The 18985-nt window shown below is 43.7% G+C and carries 22 protein-coding genes; 9 read left to right on the forward strand and 13 right to left on the reverse strand.

From position 1 onward, the window contains the following. Window positions 1-16 precede the first annotated feature (16 nt). Window positions 17-1477, reverse strand: coding sequence for a WD40 domain-containing protein (locus N39L_RS29450; RefSeq protein WP_014277162.1), 1461 nt, complete (start codon window positions 1475-1477; stop codon window positions 17-19). Window positions 1478-1781: 304 nt separating this feature from the next. On the opposite strand from N39L_RS29450, the gene N39L_RS29455 reads away from it, so the two are divergent. From N39L_RS29455 to N39L_RS29470, 4 genes are read left to right on the forward strand one after another with little or no spacing between them, the layout of a single operon-like run. Then, complete coding sequence (locus tag N39L_RS29455; RefSeq protein ID WP_006616769.1) at window positions 1782-2681, forward strand: hypothetical protein; 900 nt, start codon at window positions 1782-1784, stop codon at window positions 2679-2681. 18 nt (window positions 2682-2699) lie between these two features. Then, window positions 2700-3698 (forward strand): hypothetical protein, encoded by a 999-nt coding sequence (locus N39L_RS29460; RefSeq protein WP_006616768.1) that lies wholly within the window; start codon window positions 2700-2702, stop codon window positions 3696-3698. A 53-nt stretch (window positions 3699-3751) separates the two neighbouring features. Continuing rightward, on the forward strand, window positions 3752-4678 hold the full coding sequence (locus N39L_RS29465) for a coiled-coil domain-containing protein (RefSeq protein ID WP_014277163.1): 927 nt from the start codon (window positions 3752-3754) through the stop codon (window positions 4676-4678). Window positions 4679-4737: 59 nt separating this feature from the next. Next, complete coding sequence (locus N39L_RS29470) at window positions 4738-5634, forward strand: coiled-coil domain-containing protein (RefSeq protein ID WP_014277164.1); 897 nt, start codon at window positions 4738-4740, stop codon at window positions 5632-5634. A 39-nt stretch (window positions 5635-5673) separates the two neighbouring features. On the opposite strand, the gene N39L_RS29475 is transcribed toward N39L_RS29470, so the two are convergent. Then, the gene (locus N39L_RS29475) at window positions 5674-6681 is read right to left on the reverse strand and encodes a DNA polymerase III subunit delta' (RefSeq protein WP_014277165.1); all 1008 of its coding nucleotides are present in this window, start codon (window positions 6679-6681) and stop codon (window positions 5674-5676) included. Beyond that, complete coding sequence (gene tmk / locus N39L_RS29480) at window positions 6668-7363, reverse strand: dTMP kinase (protein WP_006616764.1); 696 nt, start codon at window positions 7361-7363, stop codon at window positions 6668-6670. The genes N39L_RS29475 and tmk overlap by 14 nt, the downstream gene beginning before the upstream one ends. A 372-nt stretch (window positions 7364-7735) precedes the next feature. Here tmk and N39L_RS29485 point away from each other — a divergent pair, with 372 nt between their 5' ends. Then, a complete protein-coding gene (locus N39L_RS29485) occupies window positions 7736-8083 on the forward strand; it encodes a hypothetical protein (RefSeq protein ID WP_014277166.1) in 348 nt (115 codons plus the stop codon). An 85-nt stretch (window positions 8084-8168) separates the two neighbouring features. Here the strand turns inward: N39L_RS29485 and psbA are convergent, their stop codons facing one another. Further along, the gene (gene psbA / locus N39L_RS29490) at window positions 8169-9248 is read right to left on the reverse strand and encodes a photosystem II q(b) protein (RefSeq protein WP_006617377.1); all 1080 of its coding nucleotides are present in this window, start codon (window positions 9246-9248) and stop codon (window positions 8169-8171) included. 174 nt (window positions 9249-9422) lie between these two features. Next, window positions 9423-10979, reverse strand: a complete 1557-nt coding sequence (gene ggt, locus N39L_RS29495; protein ID WP_006617376.1) for a gamma-glutamyltransferase — start codon at window positions 10977-10979, stop codon at window positions 9423-9425. A gap of 171 nt (window positions 10980-11150) precedes the next feature. On the opposite strand from ggt, the gene N39L_RS29500 reads away from it, so the two are divergent. Continuing rightward, window positions 11151-11645 carry a DUF4168 domain-containing protein gene (locus N39L_RS29500; protein WP_006617375.1) on the forward strand — a complete coding sequence of 165 codons (495 nt, stop codon included), beginning with the start codon at window positions 11151-11153 and terminating at the stop codon, window positions 11643-11645. Between the two features lie 76 nt (window positions 11646-11721). Further along, the gene (locus N39L_RS29505) at window positions 11722-12210 is read left to right on the forward strand and encodes a DUF4168 domain-containing protein (protein WP_014277167.1); all 489 of its coding nucleotides are present in this window, start codon (window positions 11722-11724) and stop codon (window positions 12208-12210) included. Here the strand turns inward: N39L_RS29505 and N39L_RS29510 are convergent, their stop codons facing one another. Next, on the reverse strand, window positions 12211-13017 hold the full coding sequence (locus N39L_RS29510; protein WP_050856804.1) for a hypothetical protein: 807 nt from the start codon (window positions 13015-13017) through the stop codon (window positions 12211-12213). Window positions 13018-13132: 115 nt separating this feature from the next. Between N39L_RS29510 and N39L_RS29515 the strand changes: the two genes are divergently transcribed. Continuing rightward, window positions 13133-13990: a transporter substrate-binding domain-containing protein gene (locus tag N39L_RS29515; protein ID WP_014277169.1), complete on the forward strand. Its 858-nt coding sequence runs from the start codon at window positions 13133-13135 to the stop codon at window positions 13988-13990. Between the two features lie 56 nt (window positions 13991-14046). On the opposite strand, the gene N39L_RS29520 is transcribed toward N39L_RS29515, so the two are convergent. From N39L_RS29520 to queF, 4 genes are all read right to left on the reverse strand, one after another. Further along, entirely contained in the window at window positions 14047-14595 is a 549-nt protein-coding gene (locus N39L_RS29520) for a tetratricopeptide repeat protein (RefSeq protein ID WP_014277170.1), read from the reverse strand. Window positions 14596-14685: 90 nt separating this feature from the next. Next, window positions 14686-15042 carry a 50S ribosomal protein L20 gene (gene rplT / locus N39L_RS29525; protein ID WP_006617370.1) on the reverse strand — a complete coding sequence of 119 codons (357 nt, stop codon included), beginning with the start codon at window positions 15040-15042 and terminating at the stop codon, window positions 14686-14688. Between the two features lie 40 nt (window positions 15043-15082). Beyond that, window positions 15083-15280 carry a 50S ribosomal protein L35 gene (rpmI, locus tag N39L_RS29530; protein WP_006617369.1) on the reverse strand — a complete coding sequence of 66 codons (198 nt, stop codon included), beginning with the start codon at window positions 15278-15280 and terminating at the stop codon, window positions 15083-15085. 68 nt (window positions 15281-15348) lie between these two features. Next, the gene (gene queF, locus N39L_RS29535; RefSeq protein ID WP_014277171.1) at window positions 15349-15783 is read right to left on the reverse strand and encodes a preQ(1) synthase; all 435 of its coding nucleotides are present in this window, start codon (window positions 15781-15783) and stop codon (window positions 15349-15351) included. 149 nt (window positions 15784-15932) lie between these two features. On the opposite strand from queF, the gene N39L_RS29540 reads away from it, so the two are divergent. After that, the gene (locus tag N39L_RS29540) at window positions 15933-16517 is read left to right on the forward strand and encodes a hypothetical protein (protein WP_043469135.1); all 585 of its coding nucleotides are present in this window, start codon (window positions 15933-15935) and stop codon (window positions 16515-16517) included. A gap of 93 nt (window positions 16518-16610) precedes the next feature. Here the strand turns inward: N39L_RS29540 and speD are convergent, their stop codons facing one another. The 3 genes from speD to N39L_RS29555 all read right to left on the reverse strand — a co-directional run bounded on the left by speD (window position 16611) and on the right by N39L_RS29555 (window position 18781). Beyond that, window positions 16611-17045 (reverse strand): adenosylmethionine decarboxylase, encoded by a 435-nt coding sequence (speD, locus tag N39L_RS29545; RefSeq protein ID WP_014277173.1) that lies wholly within the window; start codon window positions 17043-17045, stop codon window positions 16611-16613. A gap of 216 nt (window positions 17046-17261) precedes the next feature. After that, a complete protein-coding gene (locus N39L_RS29550) occupies window positions 17262-18317 on the reverse strand; it encodes a pentapeptide repeat-containing protein (protein WP_014277174.1) in 1056 nt (351 codons plus the stop codon). A gap of 194 nt (window positions 18318-18511) precedes the next feature. Then, window positions 18512-18781 (reverse strand): hypothetical protein, encoded by a 270-nt coding sequence (locus N39L_RS29555; protein WP_043468691.1) that lies wholly within the window; start codon window positions 18779-18781, stop codon window positions 18512-18514. Between the last annotated feature and the right edge of the window lie 204 nt (window positions 18782-18985).

The raw sequence follows: 18985 nt of genomic DNA on the forward strand, positions 1-18985 counted from the left end.
TAACATTTTGTAAATCTTAGATACACCAAATTTTGATCTGATTGTCTTCACTACCACTGGCTAGATTTTGACCATCAGGACTAATGGCGATCGCTCCCACTTGCCAATTATAACCCGAAATTGTGCGGATTTCTGTCTCGGTTTCCCATTGCCACACTTTCACCGTCTTATCATCAATCCCAGCAATTAAAATTTTACCATCGGGACTAAACATCAGAGCATTAATCGCCGTTTTTGCACCCCCAATAGTCAAGATTTCCTCCCCTGTTGTTACCCGCCATAGTTTAATGGTTTTATCTCCACTTCCACTGGCGATAATTTCACTATTCGGACTGATTGCTAAAGCAGTTATAGCTAGTCTATGTCCTGATAAATTTAGGGTTTCTAAACCAGTTTCTCGGTTCCATAATTTCACGATTTTATCCCCACCACCACTGGCGATAATTTCACCATTCGGCGCAAAAGTAATAGCATTAACTGCCATTTTATGACCCGCCAATGATTGGATTTCTTCTCCTGTATTAATATCCCAAAGTTTGATGGTTTTATCTTGGCTACCACTGGCTATAATTTGACCGTCGGGACTAAAAGCAACTGCATTAACTCCTGATTTATGTCCCTCAAATGTGCGGATCTCTTCTCCATTACTGAGGTTCCAAAGTTTAATGGTTTTGTCAGCACTCGCACTCGCTAACATTTTACCATCTCCACTGAAAGAAACCGATCGCACTGAGTTAGAATGTCCCCCTAAAGTGCGGATATCCGCTTCTGGGTTCAGAGTCCACAAACTTCGACCAGGCGCTGATATTTCCCCTGCTTCTATCCCGAAAATCTTACTCTGACTCTTTTGCTCTTCCCCTTCTGACTCAGCTACAGGTTCGGGTTCCGACTCAATTATCGGTTCAGGTTCCGACTCAATTATCGGTTCAGGTTCCAACTCAATTATCGGTTCAGGTTCCAACTCAATTATCGGTTCAGGTTCCAACTCAATTATCGGTTCAGGTTCCAACTCAATTATGGGTTCAGGTTCCGACTCAATTATCGGTTCAGGTTCCGACTCAATTATCGGTTCCGCAATGGGTGGGAGAGAATTATCAGAAGTTGGCGGCTGAGGCTTGGTTTGATATTCAAAGACAAATTCGGGTCCATCCTCACTAAGTTTAATGCGATCGCCTGCTTCGAGGGGATGATTTACCGCCATACGCGCACCATTAATAAAAGTGCCATTGACACTATTAAGATCCTCAATTTCCCACAGTTCCACAGAACCTTCTAATACTGGCTTAATTTTAGCGTGATACCGCGATACCATTGTATATTGCAGAGAATCAACTACAATCTGAGCATCTTTACCACGACCCAAAACAACTTCTTTAGCCGTCGATAAATCATACTGAAACACAGGATGATCTGGTTGTTTATCACCGGGAATACACAATTTAATGACAGCACATTTGTTTAGGTTAGATTCAGACATATCGACTCATCCAATCAACTATTATAATAATTTGGAGGGGGTTATGCACCATATAGGGTGTCCACTCCCTGATTAAGTTAAGTTATCTGAATATATTATGATCGATTTTGCCTGCCTCGTCAATTCTAAAAAAAACCTAAATTTTTCGCCCAAAACTCGATAAATATGGTAATGAAACAAACCCGCCCTGATTTATATAAAAAATTGTAACGTAATTGTGGGCATCTCAGTGTGAGTTAGCATATAATAAAAGCACGGCAATTTTCTCAACCCATCCCCATCATTAAATTGGCAGGACGTTAGTATGGCAGATATTGCAACCATTGAAGATTTAATCGAACAGAATGAGGCGAGAACCCAAGCCTTATCTGAGGAAGTAGATCGAGCCATGATCAGTGTAACTCAGGTTGAGCAGTTTCTGACAGCGATCGATAATAACTTAACCGTCGCTGGCGACACCGCGAAGGCTCAATTTGAAACGATGCTCGCTGCTCTCAACAGCACCGACGAAGCCATAGAGAGTGAACTAGAAACGGCGAAAGAAAACCTAACCAGTCTCCAGGAAAAAATTACCCAAGTTGATGAAAAAGTCGAATCTACTTTAACGGAGATTAAAGCTAAGTTAGATGAGTTAAAAAGCCACGCCGCCGAGATATTATCAGATTTAGAGTCGGAGGCGGAGTCAACCAATTCGGGGTTATTGGAACTTTCCCAACAGGTGCAAACATCAGAGGCGGAAACCCAGACCCAAAGTGAAACTGCTAAGTCTAATGTGGAGGGATTTCGCAATAAAATCGAACAATTGCAGGAGGGTTTTAATAGTCAGAAAAACAGCCTTTTTGAGCAATTCGAGGCTTTACAAGGTGAAATTCAGACAAAAATCGAACAAATTGCCTCGGATTTTGAGACATTGCGATCGGAAAGCAGTAACCAGACATCCGAGATGGAAAATGCCTTAGATACGGCTTCCGAAGATGCTATCAATACGATAACTAATAAATTTGTTGATGAGGCGAAAAGTCAGCTTTTAGGAAGTGCAGAATCTCTGAGTGAGGCTCTCAGTGCTTTGGGAGAAGCGGGGGAGAAATCCGAGGAAATGTTAGAGGGACAATTGGGGGATATTATCGATAACATTAATGATGTGGTGGACGCGGTGCGACCAGTTTTAGATGTGTTGTCAAGAGTTAGAGATTTATTAGGTTAATTTGAGGGAGTTAAGACGATGGCGATCGCTGAAGATTTTGGTCAATCATTAGAAGAATCGGCTGAGAATTTAACCAACTTGTTAAATGTCTTAGATCAAGCCTATGATCAACTTGATCAACTCTGTGAACAATTTGAAGGGGAGAGTGACGACCTGGAAGAAACCCCAGAAGTTGTGGAAACCTCATTTTCTAATTTGGTGGAAACCTTAGAAACTGAAGAGTCTAATGTTACCTCGGCTCAAGAGGAGTTAATTTCCGCCTTAGAAGAACTCCTACAAAGTATTTCTGATGCTGAAGGTAGCCTAGATGAAACCTCAGCTAATATCGAAGAAAATTACAGCACATTTGAATCGGAGTTAGATAATGATCTAGCTGAAATGGATGGGGGTATGGATGAAACCAAATCCACATTTGAGGAACTCAAAGACAGCTTCGAGCAACTAACAGAAGCGATAAATCAAGCCATGGAAACCACTATAGGGGTGTTTGAAACTTTGGGTGATGCGATATCAGATCTTGAGGAAAGAGTGACAACGACTCAGGAAGAAACAGAAGGAGATTTTGAGGGTTTAGTTACTGAAATATCCGATACTCATAGGGACTCGTTAGAATCATTATTGGGAGACTTTAGCCAAGTTTTGGCTCAGGATAAGTTATCGGAAATCACGGATAATTTTAGTAATTTTAAGGGGGTTTTGACTGATGTATATAACACCCTAGGTAGCCAAGCGGCTGAAGTAGCCGATAATCTTCAAGAAAGGGGAAGCGCAATTTTTGAGAATGTCAAAGATTATGCTGAGGACTCCCTCAAGGACAATTTAGAGGATTCCTTTAAAGATGCTATTGATGATGTGGTCTCAGATATGATTCAAGAGGTAGGAGAAAATATGGTGATGATGAAAGTGGGAGCGACGGTTACTTCATCACTGACTCCGATTTTGCCGCAAATTGTAGCGGCTAAGGTAGCCACCGGAACTATCAAACAAGTTTTGAGTTTGGGAGGCATTTTATCTTGAGTTTGACGGTTGAATGCTGCTTGTACTTATTCAGATATTAAGGGGAAGTGACAATGGAAGAAGTTTATAATTCTTTGGCTCAAATGTCTTCGGTAGCACCGGATAAATTAAATAGTTTAATTGGGGGAGCTACAGAAATTAAAGATGCAGTGCGTGTCCTAGAGTCTAATGTTGAAGAAAAACAGGGTTTGATTGAGGCTTTGATGGAGCAAATAGCTGATGCTTTAAATGAATTTCAGCAGGAGGTTGGGGAACAACAAACGGAAGTAGAAAGTGAGGTGGAGGAAACTAATAATATTGCGGAAACTTGGCAAGAAATAATCGGTGAGGCTCAACAACAATTAAGCTCGGAAATGCAGACGGCTCAGGAAAAATTAATCGCTCTGAAAGAGGAGTTAGAGTCGGGTAATGATGAGATTAATAATGCGGGAGAAGAAGCACAAAATAGCCTGACTGAATTACAGGAAAAGTTGCAGGAGGGTCAACAGCGACTTCTGGATGCTCAAGAAAACCTGAGTGATGCTGTTCAAGTTTTGCGAGATAAAATTGAGGCGGCAAAAAATAGCGCTCAGGAACAGGTAGAAGAGTTAAATGATCAGGTGAATGAGGCTGAGGATGAGGTGAGCGATCGCCTGGAAGAAATGGGTAATAGTTTTACGGAAATTCAGGGACAATTTGAAACGAAAATCGGTGAAATTACCAGTGATATTATTGAGTCAAAAATTGATGAATTACTGGATGAGTTACAGGAGAAAATCGAAACGGAGTTAAAAGATTTGACTGATTCTGCGGTGTCTGAGGTGAGAGAAACCCTTGACAACATGATGGATAAACTCAGGGGTGCTAAAGATGATGCGGCTAGTCATAGACAGGTAATTAGTCCCCTGATTGAACAGTTAGAGGACTTTATTCAACCTATGGAACTTTTAGTAGACTCGGTGCGAAGTTTAGCGAGTAAAGTTGGGGTTTCTTTTGGTTAAGTAACCCTAGATAGATGGAAATTACCCAAATTTGAGATTATGGAAATCAGGAGTTAGAAATGACTTTAGAACAAGCAGCGAATGAAGTGGTTTTAAAAATGACTCAATTTTTAGAAAAAATTGACTTGGAAGAAGACCATATTGATAATTCTCGCCAACAGTTAGAAGCCATAACGGAAGAAGTGGAAACTGACTGGTCAAGCCTACAAGAACGCGCTGAGGAACTGTTGGAAAAAATAGCGACGGGGAGGGAAGAGTTGGCGGCGGAACGGGAAGCGGTTACTAATCAACTTGGGGAATTACGGTCAAAAATTGAAGCCGGACAGGAAGAAATCAATCAAGAATTAGAAGAGACTCAAACGGCTTTATCGGATTTTTATAACCGAGTTGAAGCTGTTACGCCAGAGTTGGTTGAGGTGATTAACCAGGTGGGAGAATCGTTTATTTCCCTCAAGGAAAAGGCGGGGGAACTGAGTACAGAACAGGAACAAAACTTATCGGAAACTCAAGAGTTTATAGCTGAAGAGGTGAAAAGCGATATCGAAACTCACCAGTCAGAAATTGAGGAACGGAGTAGCGATTTTGAAACTTTTATCGGGGAGACTATTCCTGAACTGAAAGATGCTGTGAGCGACTTTACGCAACAGGTTAATGAAATTGTTGAGGGGGTAACAGACAAGGTACAAAACTTACAGGAAGTGGCGGAAAAAACGGCTGAAGATACAATTGAGGAAATTACGGAATCTCAACAGGGTAGAATTGAGGAGTTGTTGGATGCTGCTAACCGTTTAAAGGATATGATGGAACAAATTAGTAATATCATCGACCAAACCAGTGATACGGTGGTGACGACTAAAGATACTATGGTTGATGCAGCAGATACTACTAGCACCGGTTTAAATGCGGCGCTCGGTATTTTTGATGACCTCAAAAGTATTTTAGGAGGGATTTTGTAATTATTGATAACTGCTGCTGATGACTGGGTGAAATGATGGTTAAATATTGGCGATCGCCATTAGGGTACACTCCCAGACTAACCGAGGTTGAACGTAAGCCAGCAGATGTTTTTTAGCTTGTTCTAACTGGTGAAGTAATCCGGGAATTGGCGGTAAGCTATTGTTACCATTAACCCCATGATTATGGTATTGTTCCCAATAGGAATGTTGCAGATAATCCACTAACCATAACTGAGCCTGAGTATCAAGAGAACGGCTAATTTCTGCTGCTAATTCGAGAGATTCTCGTAAACTTTGGGGAGGTTTTTTGACTTTGGCTAATAGTTCGGGTGAAATAGTTTGTAATTGTTCCCAACAGGCGATCGCTTGTCCGGGACTCCCTTGGGCCATTGCTATGATGTCAGGATGACGGCAAATTTCACCATAGCCGGTTTGATTTAATATCTGAATTATATCAGTATTTGATAGCCGAAAAAAGGGGATTTTTGCACAGCGAGAGACCAAGGTTGATAGCAAAGAATCTACGCTGGGAGCAATTAAAATTAACACGGATTTACCCGGTTCTTCTAGGGTTTTTAATAAACCATTAGCCGCTCCCTCAGCCATAGTTTCCGCCGCCTCTAAAACCACGACAGACCGCAGAGACTCCAAAGCCGGACGGCTGACAAACTGACTAATTTCTCGCACCTGTTCCAGGCGAATTTGTGGCGGTGCGCGACGTTTGAGACCAGCGGCGGCGGCTTCGACTGCTGAGAGCAATTTTCCTTGGTGCAAATAGGTGGGTTCTACCCAAAGTAAATCAGGATGATTTCTCATCTCAACTCGATGTTTAATAGATTGTTTATGTGCGTCCTCCTCGGATGAATTTACGAGATTTTTGCGAGTCGGCTGTAATAATAATTCGATAAAAAATCGAGCTGCTAAACTACGACCTACTCCGGGTATTCCGACGAATAAATAAGCCGGAGCGATCCGATTTTGGGCAATTACTCGGCTGAGAAGTTCGACAGCTTGAGCCTGTCCAATTAAATCGCTAAAGGCATCCATCATTATTTGAGATTAACCCCCATTCTAGGAGTTTTTGATTGAGTATATTTTGGATTTGTTGAGTCACACGATCGCGATCGCCATTTCCATCAATAGGGACAATGCGCTGGGGATACATTTTGGCTAGAGTCGCAAATCCCTCAGCAACGCGATAGTGAAATTCTAGATCAGCCTGTTCAATGCGATCGGCTTTTTTTCTAGCCTTAATCCGGGTGAGTCCTGCTTCTACAGGAACATTTAACCACAGAGTCAAATCCGGGACAAGACCCCCAGTCGCGATCTGGTTAATTTGGTGAATTTGCTGTAAATCGAGTCCCCGACCATATCCCTGATAAGCTAGGGTAGAGTCGGTAAAGCGATCGCATAAAATCATCGTCCCCTGGTCTAACAGAGGTTTAATCAGAGTTTCGATATGTTGTGCGCGGTCTGCGGCATATAATAATAACTCACTGCGATCGCTCAGAGGTTCGTTGATCTCATGGTGAAGCAGTAAATCCCGCAAATGCTGACCTAATTGGGTTCCTCCGGGTTCCCGCGTCACCTGAACCCCCGGTTGGTGGAGTTTCCCCCCGGGGGAATGGTTTAAGGACAGGCGATCGGCTAACCACGGCTGAATTTGCTGTATTTGCGTAGTTTTACCGCATCCTTCTATACCTTCAAATACAATTAGTTTTCCCGCCATTTCTGTATTGACAACCTCCCTAGATCTGATTCAGTCATCGCATATTATGGCAGTTTCGTTAATCAAAATCCGAAAATTTTAGCAAATCTGGTGGGGAGTTTTTACTAAGCCACACCCGAAGCGCTATAATAATCCCGGCTTAATGACTCATCTCTAGGGTTGTGTACCAGAAATGCCAGTATCTCTATCAGGGAACCATAAAAACAGTTAGTCAATATAGCACTACAGCTTGTTCACCAGTCGATTGCCCTCACCCTAAATCTGGATCCCAGAGAGGGAGAGGGACTTTGAGAGGTGATCAGATGATTTCTGAACAGGCTGTAACCTGCTTATTGGTATTAATTAAACTTGGAAATTATCGGGAGTTTTTCGATGGCTCGTTATACGGCTTTTTTTGTGATTGCTATCAATATTGAAGATGCCAGAGAAATATTAATAGATATTATGGAATCTTGCAACCTTGATCTGATTTATCAAACCCCCAGTTCACTTATTGCTAGGGAGGCGATCGGTCAAGTTTCCATATCTCAATTAGTCACCTTAGAGGTAGTATTTGATACAGCCACCTCCACAGACACAGAAATCAAAATGACTGTGGTTTTAAAAAATGAAGAATTACCCCTACAACCCGATAATCACTGTCGCCAAATGTTTGAATTGGTCAGCGAAATCATGATCAACCATCGCCAGTGGGTATTACTAGAAAGCATGACACTCTAGTCATTTTCATTTCAGTTAATTTTCACAAAAAAAAGCGCACCCCAATTCGGGAGACGCTTTTTTTTACATACAAATTAGCTACAAATTAGCCGATGTTAGGAGCAACTAAATTGACAGGTTTAGACTCAGTAGAAGCCAAATCTAACGGGAAGTTGTGAACGTTACGTTCGTGCATAGCTTCAATGCCTAAATTAGCGCGATTAATCACATCAGCCCAAGTATTTAGGACTTTACCCTGGGAATCTAAAACCGAGTGGTTAAAATTAAACCCATTCAGGTTGAAAGCAAAACAAGCTACTGCTAAAGATGCAAACCAGATGCCAACAACAGGCCATGCACCTAAGAAAAAGTGTAAAGCGCGACTGTTGTTAAAAGAAGCATACTGGAAAATCAAACGACCAAAGTAACCGTGAGCAGCTACAATGTTATAAGTTTCTTCTTCTTGTCCAAAGCGATAACCCCGGTTTTGGCTTTCAATTTCAGTGGTTTCACGTACTAAAGAAGATGTCACCAGAGAACCGTGCATAGCTGAGAAAAGAGCGCCACCAAAGACACCAGCTACTCCCAGCATATGGAAGGGGTGCATTAAAACATTATGCTCTGCTTGCAGCACTAACATAAAGTTAAATGTGCCAGAAATCCCCAGCGGTAAACCATCAGAAAAAGAACCTTGACCGATAGAATAAACTAACAGTACCGCCGTCGCAGCAGCTACAGGAGCGCTATAAGCAACAGCAATCCAAGGACGCATTCCTAACCGATAAGAGAGTTCCCATTCACGACCCATATAGCAAAAAATGCCGATTAGGAAGTGGAAAACAATCAACTGGTAGGGGCCGCCATTATAAAGCCATTCATCAATATTCGCGGCTTCCCAGATGGGATAAAAGTGCAACCCAATCGCATTAGAACTGGGTACAACAGCCGCCGTGATGATGTTATTGCCGTACAACAGAGAACCGGAAACGGGTTCGCGGATGCCGTCAATATCCACAGGAGGTGCAGCTACAAAAGCTAACACAAAACAGATGGTGGCAGTTAGCAAGGTAGGGATCATCACAATACCAAACCAACCTACATAAAGGCGGTTATTGGTAGATGTTACCCAACCGCAAAACTGTTCCCAAATATTGAGATTTTCCCGTTGCTGTAAGGTAGTGGTCATATCAAATATGATTGCGTTATTGAGTTTTCGAGGTACATATCCGGTAGTTGTTTTTCTACCGTGTCTGTAATATCTCACACTTAACTCATATATGTCAATAGCTTTATGACTATTTAGTTATATGTTTAATCCGATAAAACTGATGATAGCTATAAGTTTTGCTTATTAATTTCCCTAAATCCCTAAACTCACGCCACTGCGTCGGATATCCCCAGTTCCTAAAATAGTCCCATCAGCATTAGTGGCGACTCCATTAACCCCACCAAAAAACATATTCCGTTCCCCCCATTGGACAATTTCGCTATGGTCCGCAAGTTGCAGATGATTAATCTCGGTTTGATTAAAACCGGGTTCGATATCAAAACGATAATTCTCCCAATGGACACGGGGACGATTAACGGCGGCGGCTAAGGACATCCCAAAATCGAGATAATTGGAGATTACTTGTAAAATGGCGGTGCGAATACGATTAGACCCGCCAGACCCGATCACCATCTCTAAACGATCGCCATCTAAAATCAAAGTAGGAGCCATCATCGAGGATAGTCGCACATTTTCCCGCCACTGGTGGAAGCCGTGGGGGTTCAAATCTTCCTCACCTAACATATTATTAATCATAATCCCCGTCCCCGGAATCATATAACCCGACCCCTCCCCGTTAGAAGTAGTAACACTAGCCGCATTCCCCTCACTATCCACAACACTAATATGAGTGGTACTCCCCCACTTATTCACGGTCTCCTGTAATTCTTGCAGATAGGGTTGTAGATGTTCTGGGGACAGGAACTCAGCAGCCATATTCTGTTCATGAAGGCGATCGTCAAACCCCTGTTTTCTCACAGTATTAGTTAATCTCATTACATCCGCTAAAATATGGAGATGCCGACAACTCCCAAACTCCAGATTAGCAACTTCAATTCCCGAAAGCAGTTCCAACCCCAAGCCAATGAGCGTTCCCCCGGAACTGGGAGGCGGATTAGTCAAAATCTGTTTTCCCCGATAACCAATTCTTAACGGTTGGCGTTCAATCACCCGATACCGTCTCAAATCCTCCTCACTTAAATAGCCACCCCCCTGATGACAATCAGCCACCAATTGCCGAGCAATTTCCCCCTGATAAAACTCCTCAAATCCCTGTTTAACCAGATATTCCAGAGTATTCGCTAGATTTTTCATAACTATTCGTTCACCAGCTTGGAGAATCGAGCCTTGGGGAGCATAAATTTCCCGACCTTCGGGGGAACTCAATAAAATTGAGGAGAGAATCTGGTTAAAAGTATAGGCTTGGAAAGTATTAATTTCTAAACCATTTCTAGCCAAATTAATCGCGGGTTCAGCCACTACCTTTAAAGGCAGTTTTCCTAGGGTCTGGTGAACCTTAAACACCCCAGCCGCCACACCCGGAACGGCCATAGAACCCAAACCAATATGAAATTCCTGAACACTGCCACCAAAATTGACATCAACCGGGTAAAAATATACTTGACTTTTTGATTGTTTAATGCTTGGTGTTTGTGTAAAGAAATCAAATAAAATATTCTGATTGGTGTGGGTGTGAGCCAACAGGAAACCTCCCCCACCTAGGGAAGTTAACCCGGGTTCAGCCACACAAGCAGCCAGCATGGACGCGACGGCTGCATCAAAAGCATTACCCCCCAGGGGGAACATTGCTAACCCAGCCAGTGCGGTTTCTTGATGGCCGGCTGCGACGACACCATTTAGTTTCTGCATATTTGAGGAACTTCTGAGCTACAAAATAATTCAAAATAATTATGCTGTGTTATAGCCTGATCCTGTTCTTATTCTTAAATAATGGGGCAGGGGTTGGCTATGTCTAAATACAACTTCCCCCATTTGAGTGAGGGGTGATTAATGCTTGTTGCTGCTTGGAGACGCGGATATATGAATTCTTGGCTCGCTTCTGTCTATAATCCCATGAGCCGGAAAGGGTTACAAACACTTTTGGTCGGTGTTTTCGCTGTGTTTGGAGTCCTTAGCGGAGTAGTCCCCGACTTGTTGTCCCCTACAGGTCGGTCAGGAACTTTCGCTAACGCACAGCAAGGCCCTAATATTACTGATGATGAAATTCGCAATTATGCCCGTGCCGTTCTACTAATTGAACCTAGACGCAAACAGGCCTATGATGAGATTAGGGGAATTGCAGGGGGTACGGTTCCAGAGGTGATCTGTAGCGATCGCCGTGGGATTAATAGCTTGAATCGAGATCTAAGGGCGATCGCTGTTAATTATTGCAATCTGGCCAAGGATTTTATTGAACAGCACAATCTTACCATTAATCGATTTAACGAGATTACTCGATTACAACAAGATAACCCACAACTGCAACGGCAAATTCAGGCTGAGTTACTTCGTCAACAGCGTAGTAACGGCAACTAATCCTATATGACTCCCCTAGATATTTTAGGGGAATTTGTGTTATTTATTTATTACTTTAACGGAGTAACAAACTACTATGAAACTACCACATCAAGGGCATTTACATCGGTTATTCATTCAGTCCACTGCCATCACTATTTTATCTGGTGTCGGACTGCTGACGGGATGGGTTCCTAGTTTAACTGCTCCATCCCTAACCGCCAGTTTTAGCACGACCGCTAGAGCGGGAAATCCTACCTTTAGCAATCAGGAGATTACCAACTACGCTCAAGCAGCGATCGCACTGGAATCGAGACGGCATCAGGCGGTTGAGGAAATTAAAAGAATTGTCGGACAAGTGCCGCGCATTGTCTGTGATGAGCCGACTAGCATTAATATGCTACCTGGAAATGCTCCCCAAATTGCGGTTAGCTACTGTGACCAAGCCAAACGCATTATTGAAAGCAAAGGATTAACTGTTAGTCGCTTTAATGAAATCACCCGCCATCAACAATCTGATAGCCGATTTAGAGAGCGCATTCAAGCAGAAATTCTCCGAATTATGCAATCTCCTGATGCACGGTAGTTAGCAATTGGGGATTCTGCGACTGTGTTGTATTATCCCCGTCAACAACTGATTGGCGATCGCATAAATTCCCTTCCATTTATCTCGGCGGATTTTGCGTAAATAAAACCAAGTCCCTTGATAAAAATCTACCAAACGCCGGCCGCGATACTCTTTTTGAATGCCACCCGGATCGAGTCGGATACCCTCAAGGTTATAGTTATTTCGGTTTAAAGGGTTGAGTTTAGTCAACCCTTCTTTATAGGCAAATTCTCGATATCTTAAACCTTGGCGATTACATAACCTGGATTTCTCATCATCAATCCACTCACTCACCACCCAATTTTGACTCGCAAATAAAAACTCAGCCATATCTTTTGTTACCCCACAATATTTTAAACGAATCCCCACCGGAATTTCACCCCAGGGACCATGAACCCATATAAAATCTGGGTCAAAAAATGCTTTAAATACTATGGGTTCCTCGCCATTGATGGTGATTTTTGCGACTCTACCCACCATCCCACAACCGATAATTTTCGCAGTTATATTTATCGGATTTTCCGAGTATTTATCAAGACAATTTAGGTAAAAATTAACAGTAAAATTAGGGGTGGTAATCAGCCGGACATAAATGGCCAAGCCATCCAGAAAAACCCTAATTTCTGATACCCCCAATCCTCTATCCGGGTCTAAATAAGAGGCGATCGGTTCCCCAAAGTATAACTTATTGGTACCTGTTTTTAGACAAAACTCCTGGCAGAGCTGATAAAATATATAGGGTGAAATTAATTCAGTTTGTGCCCGAACTATGATCGACTCTAACATCCCCTGATGACAGTTCAAAATCCCCACTCTCCCCTTTAATAATTCCTGGTTAAATACAGGGTAAGCTATATTTCTGAGTGAACTTCTGTTAACAAATGTCCACTACATTGATTTTATGAAAAATATCATTCGGGTTTTCCTGACCCTAACTCTGTGTAGCCTATTTCCCCTAAATGCGATCGCCGGAACCGTCCTCGAAGACATCAGAAGAACAGGCATTCTCAAAGCCGGAGTTAGACAAGATGCCGCCCCTTTGGGTTATCTGTCTCCAGACACCGGAGAATGGGAAGGGTACTGTATCCAACTCATGGAACTTCTAGCGAGTCGCCTCACCCAACAACTACAACTTAATCAACCCGTCCAAGTTCAACTGGTACAGTCCACCCTGGACAATCGGGAATCTATCGTCGCTGATGGAAGCGTCCACCTAGAATGTGGCCCCAACACTGTCACCCGCACCCCCCCACCAGGCATAGTCTATTCCGATCGCTTTATCGCCACAGGAAATCACCTATTAGTTGCCGCAGATAATCAAACCTTAATCAACCCAGATGGTGCCATGGAAAACATCATTATTGGTGTACTTCCTAACACCCTTACCCAGGGATTTATCAGCAGTCGTTATTCCCTAGCTCAAATCGTACAATATCATGGCACATCAGGCCGCGCCGATGCCGTGCGTGATGTTCTTAATCGGGAAATCAACGCCTTCGCTAGTGATGGTTTATTGCTAATTGGGGAAGTGTTGCGTCAACCAGATATTAACCCTCAAGACTATGCCATAATTCCCCAAGAACCCCTCACCTGTGAGTTCTACGGCATGATCGTACCGGAAGGAGACATCGCTTGGTTAAATACCATCAACTCATTGATTTTAGTTGAGGAAACCCTGGAAATTCTCCAAAGTCTCTATGGTCGCGACTCCGCCTATGTCGCCACCACACAAGCGGCTTTACAAAAGTGTACCCGTTAGCATAGAAATTAGCTTTCATTAACCCCCCTCCTCACTCAGGGGAGGGTCGGGAAATGTTATTGAGCAGTTTCTGAGGTGGGAATACCTAATCGTTTCCGTAAAGACTCAGCGCGACGTTGAGCAATTTGATTATTGGGTTCTAAACTCAGAGACTTTTCGTAGGCTTCTAAAGCCTGAGAAGTCAGCTTTTTGCGTTCGTAAGCATAACCTAGATTATTGCAAGCTGTCGCATATTCAGGAGTCAGCTTTAATGCTTCCTTATAATTACGAATGGCGATATCATATTCTTCCTTAGCAAAGTGAGCATAACCCAAGGCATTATAAATCATGGCTATGTTCTCAGGTGGCTCCTGTTCCTCTACTGCTTTGAGAGCTTTTTGTAAAACAGCGATCGCCTGAGAATACAAGTTTTTATCATTATAAATACAGCCTAATTTATAATATTCCTGAGCTGTTCCTTGACCCTGAGAGAGCTGCTGTTGCAATTGTGACATCTTACTCTCAACTTCGCGAGTTCGGAAAATCTGACGCACAATAAAAAAGCCAGAACCCGACAAAAAAACCAGCAGTAATACCAGATAAACAACTGCGAGATTACTATCCATTTTTAATTTTAAATTACCAATTTCATCTGACCTTGAAGAAGGATAGAATTGTCTCCATCCTTCGTTCAAAGTGTACCAATTGAAAATCCCCTAGGATTGAGCTTGAGCAGCTTTAGCGACCACTTTTTCAAACGTATCTGGGTCAAGCACTGCCATTTCCGCCAGCATCTTGCGATTGATTTCAATGTCGGCTTTTTTCAAATTCCCCATGAGTTGGCTATAACTGATGCCGTGGACTCTAGCAGCAGCATTAATCCGGGTAATCCACAGACGGCGGAAGTCGCGCTTGCGTTTTTTTCTATCCCGGTAAGCGTTACGCAGCGCCTGCATAACCCGCTGATTAGCAATTCGGAAATTTTTAGATTGAGATCCGCGAAATCCTTTCGCAAGTTTGAGAATTTTTTTGCGACGTTTACGGGCAACATTACCACGTTTAACTCGTGTCATTGTTGTTTTTCCTTAAAATTGAGTTGATCGAACTATAGCGTTACAAATACGGCATCATCAGACGCACGTTTTCAGCATCGCGTTCATCGACAATAGCCGTTTTTGACAAACGGCGCTTGCGAGTTGCACTTTTGTGTTGTAGCAGGTGACTCTTAAAAGCCTTGCGGCGTGCGAGTTTCCCGCTTCCCGTTACCTTAAAGCGCCTAGCTGCTGATTTACGAGTTTTGAGTTTGGGCATGAAATGGCTGGAATTCGACACAAGCTATGATTATAGCATTTGCTGGGATTGATGAGTAGATAAATCGATTAATTAGTTTGCTGGTGTTTATGGTGATGCACCTCAACCACGGTGTGAACATTACCTCTGGGGTTAAAGTCGCCTTTGATGTGAACTGACAGGGGGTCACAGGCGGCAACAAAGTCATCAAGGATCTGGTTAACTGATTCCTCATGGGATATGTAGCGATCGCGATAACTGTTAATATAGAGCTTGATTGACTTTAACTCTACCACGGACTGATCCGGCACATAGGTTAAATCAATGGTGGCAAAATCTGGATATCCCGAAAACGGACACTTACAAGTAAACTCTGGTAAGACTATGTTAATTTGATAGCTGCGTCCGGGTCGGGGATTGGGGAAGGTGATTAACTGCCCCTCGCTAATCTCTCTCTCTCCATATCTGGGTTCTGTATTAGTAACCGATTCAGTCTCAGAAGGTTTTACCTGGGAGTTACTCATAATTTATATCAACAATAAACAACCAATTGCGATCGCCCGTAGATTTCCTTGACTAAATGCCCCGTGATTGGTCTAATAGCAATATCATCAAGGCGATCGTCGTTCAACTAATCCCGTTGATCATACCCCAAAGTTTATCCATAACAGCCATGTCAAATCCTATACCAAATTCTACAGCCTCTAACCCCACCCCACCCGAAGGCGGAAATAGTAGTAGTTATTCACCCTCAGTCCCCATATCCCTATATCGAGAGGTAACAGCCGAATTACAGGGTTCTCAAAACCTAATCAATTCCCTGAGAACCCAAAACCAACAACTTCTCGAAGAAAATCAAAATTTGCGCCAAGAACTTAATAATGTAGTCCAGGCTGCTAATCAATTCTATTTAGCCGTTGAATCGGTGCAAGGGAAAAACCAGCCATTATCAGCAGTTCCCCCTGTCAATCCTAGCTTTAGTGTTAATCCCGTCTCGCCGCCACCCAACTTTTATGAACAGCCCAGAACCGAGATTCCACAACCAGATGTAGTCTTTCCCCCAAACAGCGACGCGCCGGACACTCCACCGCCCCAATTTACTGAGGAACCAGAAGGCCGACTGCGACCGTCATCAGGACCTGATAGAGGTGAATTAAGTGGGATCTGGCTAATTGTTTCCATCGCCCTAATTGTAGTAGCCGCCTTTGGTATGGGCTATTGGGTAGTTCGTCCCCTGTTGCAGCAACAAGGGCGCTAATCGTTGATGAACCCGACAATCAGACCCAAATCAGACCAAAATTCCACGATCGCAGATGACTAAAGATCGTGGAATTTTCTAGGAAGCGATCGCCTAACGACCAGCAAAACTGGTTTCTGCCAAAGCCGTCAAATTAGTCGCTGGTGAGGTTTCACTAACCGAGGAATTATCGACACTGACTGAAGGTTCAAAACCGCGCTCAAACTCACGTCTATTGACCTGACCGGCTTGCAATGCAGTTTCCAAATGTTCAGCAGCTTTGCGAGGATTACCACGGCCACAGAAAAACAGATCAGCCGCAAAATAGCCATACTCAGGCCAGGTGTGAATAGCAATATGCGATTCAGCCAAGGTGGCTGTTGCCGTCACCCCGTGGGGGCTAAATTGATGCACACAAAAGTCAATCAACGTCGCCTCTCCTGCGGTAACTGCATCGAGTATAGCAGTGCGGATACGTTCGGGGTCATTCAAAAGATCTGCAGGACAGTGCCAAGCGTCAATGACCAGATGGGTTCCCAATTGTTTCATTCTGCGCGGTTTTACCTCCACCCTTAAATGGTCTCAAACTTTTTCAGTCTATCACATCAGTTAAATTGCGATCGCACCATTACAAAATAGAGGCAAATTATCCTGTGGTTCGTTGTTAATCCCTGTTACTGGGGGAGAAGGCGATCGCCTAGGGGCGCGCCTGGGCAGTTCCTCGAAGCCGCCCCCGGACCTCCCCTCTAGGAGAAGGCGATCGAGCTATTGGTGGGTAGCGCCATTAGGCAGAATAGTTCCCTCCATGGTTGTATCATCCAAATTAGCCACACTCAAACTCGCCCCAATCAGATTCGCCTGATTCAGGTTAGCCCCCGCCAAATTCGCCCCCCGTAGTGAAGTCAGTAGCAGTCCAGCACCACAAAGATTAGCATCAGTGAGGTTAGCCAAACGCAGATCAGCTTCTAACAAGTTAGCCCCCGCCAAATTCGCCCCCGTTAAATTCGCCCCCCGTAAATCAGCTTTACTGAGATTAGCCAACCGTAGATCAGCGCATTGTAACGTTAAGCCATTGAGGTTAGCCCCCGTCAAATTCGCCCCCGTCAAATTCGCCCCCGTCAAATTTGCGCCATTGAGGTTAGCCCCCGCCAAATTCGCCCCCGCCAAATTCGCCCCCGTCAAATTCGCAATGCAGAAATTACTATTTTGTATAACTGACTCACTCAAATCAGCCCCGGTCAAATTCGCCCCACTCAAATTTCCTTGATTTAAGTGAACCCGGATCAGAGTAGCCCCGGTCAAATTCGCCCCACTCAAATCTATCTCACTAAGAATAGAGCGGTTTAAATTAGCTCCCGTCATGTGCGCCCCACTGAGAACAGAGCGAGTCATAGTCGCCCCAACCAAAATAGCATCAGTCAGTTGAGAACCATTCAGCAGACAAGTCCCAATCAAACTTGCTCCCGTGAGGTTAACCCCCGTTAAATTCACCTGAGACAAAATCGCCCCACTCAAACTCGCCCCACTCAGGTCAGCTTGATGCAAAACTGTTTCCGTCATACTAGCCCCAGTCAAATTCGCATCAATCAAAACCGCCATTGATAGATCCGCATAACTCAACTGAGATCTACTCAGGTTCGCACCAATCAAGCGGGTATGAACCATTAGGGCTTCTGCCAAATTCGCCCCACTCAAGTTGATCCGATTTAGGGTAACTTCATTGAAAATTGCTGCCACTAGGGAGATATCGCTAAAGTTTCGTTCCCCTTGGGCATATCGAGTTAAAAGTTTATTAACAGTAACCGTTTCAGGCTTGCTCATACAAAAGGAATAATTGACTATCTCTATTGGAATCGGAATTGAAAAGGGATATTTTCCATGAACTCCAATCGAAAAAGCTCATAGAATCTGCGGGTGAACTGATGGTTAACAACAAAAAGACCTACTCGCCCCTGAGTCGATAACCACAGGCTACCTGCTGACCGCCTCAGAAGGCTTTAGCTAATTGCCCCAATTCAGCTTGTATCACCAGCGACCATCCCATAATGTTCTAGGGAAGCTAAAGATACTAGGACTAAATCAAGATGCCAGGGTTCGGAAGTTTTAGATGACAGGGGAAGATCTACTCGCCAAAACTGATCCCCAGGGTGGCGGTTCTGGGGATAGGCGATCGCCTGAATAATCCAAAATTTGATGATTTTAGCTAACAACACATTTGGCTGATGATCGGGAAAACCCTTAACCCATCGCCAATAACCAGCGGACGGATCCCTTGCAACTCCCATAAAGTGTGTATTCCTTACCCCAATACCCAGGTCAAATTCTCATTTAACCTAAGACAGAAGCACGCATCTGGGGAATTAGTCGATTTCAGGCAACTTGCTGCTCAGTGGTGGGATAGATTCTCACCTTAACAACGTTTCTCTTGATATCAGTTTAACACCAATAGGAGCAATAGTCAGCCCCATAGAGCGTTGTCAATCTGCCAG

The sequence above is a fragment of the Limnospira platensis NIES-39 genome, assembly GCF_026000695.1.
GTDB classification, from domain to species: Bacteria; Cyanobacteriota; Cyanobacteriia; order Cyanobacteriales; family Microcoleaceae; genus Limnospira; species Limnospira platensis.

What these genes read in the sequence shown, in the direction of transcription:
- N39L_RS29450 (WP_014277162.1), bottom strand. Translation starts at nt 1,477, where the DNA reads ATGTCTGAATCTAACCTAAACAAATGTGCTGTCATTAAATTGTGTATT.
- N39L_RS29455 (WP_006616769.1), top strand. Translation starts at nt 1,782, where the DNA reads ATGGCAGATATTGCAACCATTGAAGATTTAATCGAACAGAATGAGGCG.
- N39L_RS29460 (WP_006616768.1), top strand. Translation starts at nt 2,700, where the DNA reads ATGGCGATCGCTGAAGATTTTGGTCAATCATTAGAAGAATCGGCTGAG.
- N39L_RS29465 (WP_014277163.1), top strand. Translation starts at nt 3,752, where the DNA reads ATGGAAGAAGTTTATAATTCTTTGGCTCAAATGTCTTCGGTAGCACCG.
- N39L_RS29470 (WP_014277164.1), top strand. Translation starts at nt 4,738, where the DNA reads ATGACTTTAGAACAAGCAGCGAATGAAGTGGTTTTAAAAATGACTCAA.
- N39L_RS29475 (WP_014277165.1), bottom strand. Translation starts at nt 6,681, where the DNA reads ATGGATGCCTTTAGCGATTTAATTGGACAGGCTCAAGCTGTCGAACTT.
- tmk (WP_006616764.1), bottom strand. Translation starts at nt 7,363, where the DNA reads ATGGCGGGAAAACTAATTGTATTTGAAGGTATAGAAGGATGCGGTAAA.
- N39L_RS29485 (WP_014277166.1), top strand. Translation starts at nt 7,736, where the DNA reads ATGGCTCGTTATACGGCTTTTTTTGTGATTGCTATCAATATTGAAGAT.
- psbA (WP_006617377.1), bottom strand. Translation starts at nt 9,248, where the DNA reads ATGACCACTACCTTACAGCAACGGGAAAATCTCAATATTTGGGAACAG.
- ggt (WP_006617376.1), bottom strand. Translation starts at nt 10,979, where the DNA reads ATGCAGAAACTAAATGGTGTCGTCGCAGCCGGCCATCAAGAAACCGCA.
- N39L_RS29500 (WP_006617375.1), top strand. Translation starts at nt 11,151, where the DNA reads ATGAATTCTTGGCTCGCTTCTGTCTATAATCCCATGAGCCGGAAAGGG.
- N39L_RS29505 (WP_014277167.1), top strand. Translation starts at nt 11,722, where the DNA reads ATGAAACTACCACATCAAGGGCATTTACATCGGTTATTCATTCAGTCC.
- N39L_RS29510 (WP_050856804.1), bottom strand. Translation starts at nt 13,017, where the DNA reads ATGTTAGAGTCGATCATAGTTCGGGCACAAACTGAATTAATTTCACCC.
- N39L_RS29515 (WP_014277169.1), top strand. Translation starts at nt 13,133, where the DNA reads ATGAAAAATATCATTCGGGTTTTCCTGACCCTAACTCTGTGTAGCCTA.
- N39L_RS29520 (WP_014277170.1), bottom strand. Translation starts at nt 14,595, where the DNA reads ATGGATAGTAATCTCGCAGTTGTTTATCTGGTATTACTGCTGGTTTTT.
- rplT (WP_006617370.1), bottom strand. Translation starts at nt 15,042, where the DNA reads ATGACACGAGTTAAACGTGGTAATGTTGCCCGTAAACGTCGCAAAAAA.
- rpmI (WP_006617369.1), bottom strand. Translation starts at nt 15,280, where the DNA reads ATGCCCAAACTCAAAACTCGTAAATCAGCAGCTAGGCGCTTTAAGGTA.
- queF (WP_014277171.1), bottom strand. Translation starts at nt 15,783, where the DNA reads ATGAGTAACTCCCAGGTAAAACCTTCTGAGACTGAATCGGTTACTAAT.
- N39L_RS29540 (WP_043469135.1), top strand. Translation starts at nt 15,933, where the DNA reads ATGTCAAATCCTATACCAAATTCTACAGCCTCTAACCCCACCCCACCC.
- speD (WP_014277173.1), bottom strand. Translation starts at nt 17,045, where the DNA reads ATGAAACAATTGGGAACCCATCTGGTCATTGACGCTTGGCACTGTCCT.
- N39L_RS29550 (WP_014277174.1), bottom strand. Translation starts at nt 18,317, where the DNA reads ATGAGCAAGCCTGAAACGGTTACTGTTAATAAACTTTTAACTCGATAT.
- N39L_RS29555 (WP_043468691.1), bottom strand. Translation starts at nt 18,781, where the DNA reads ATGGGAGTTGCAAGGGATCCGTCCGCTGGTTATTGGCGATGGGTTAAG.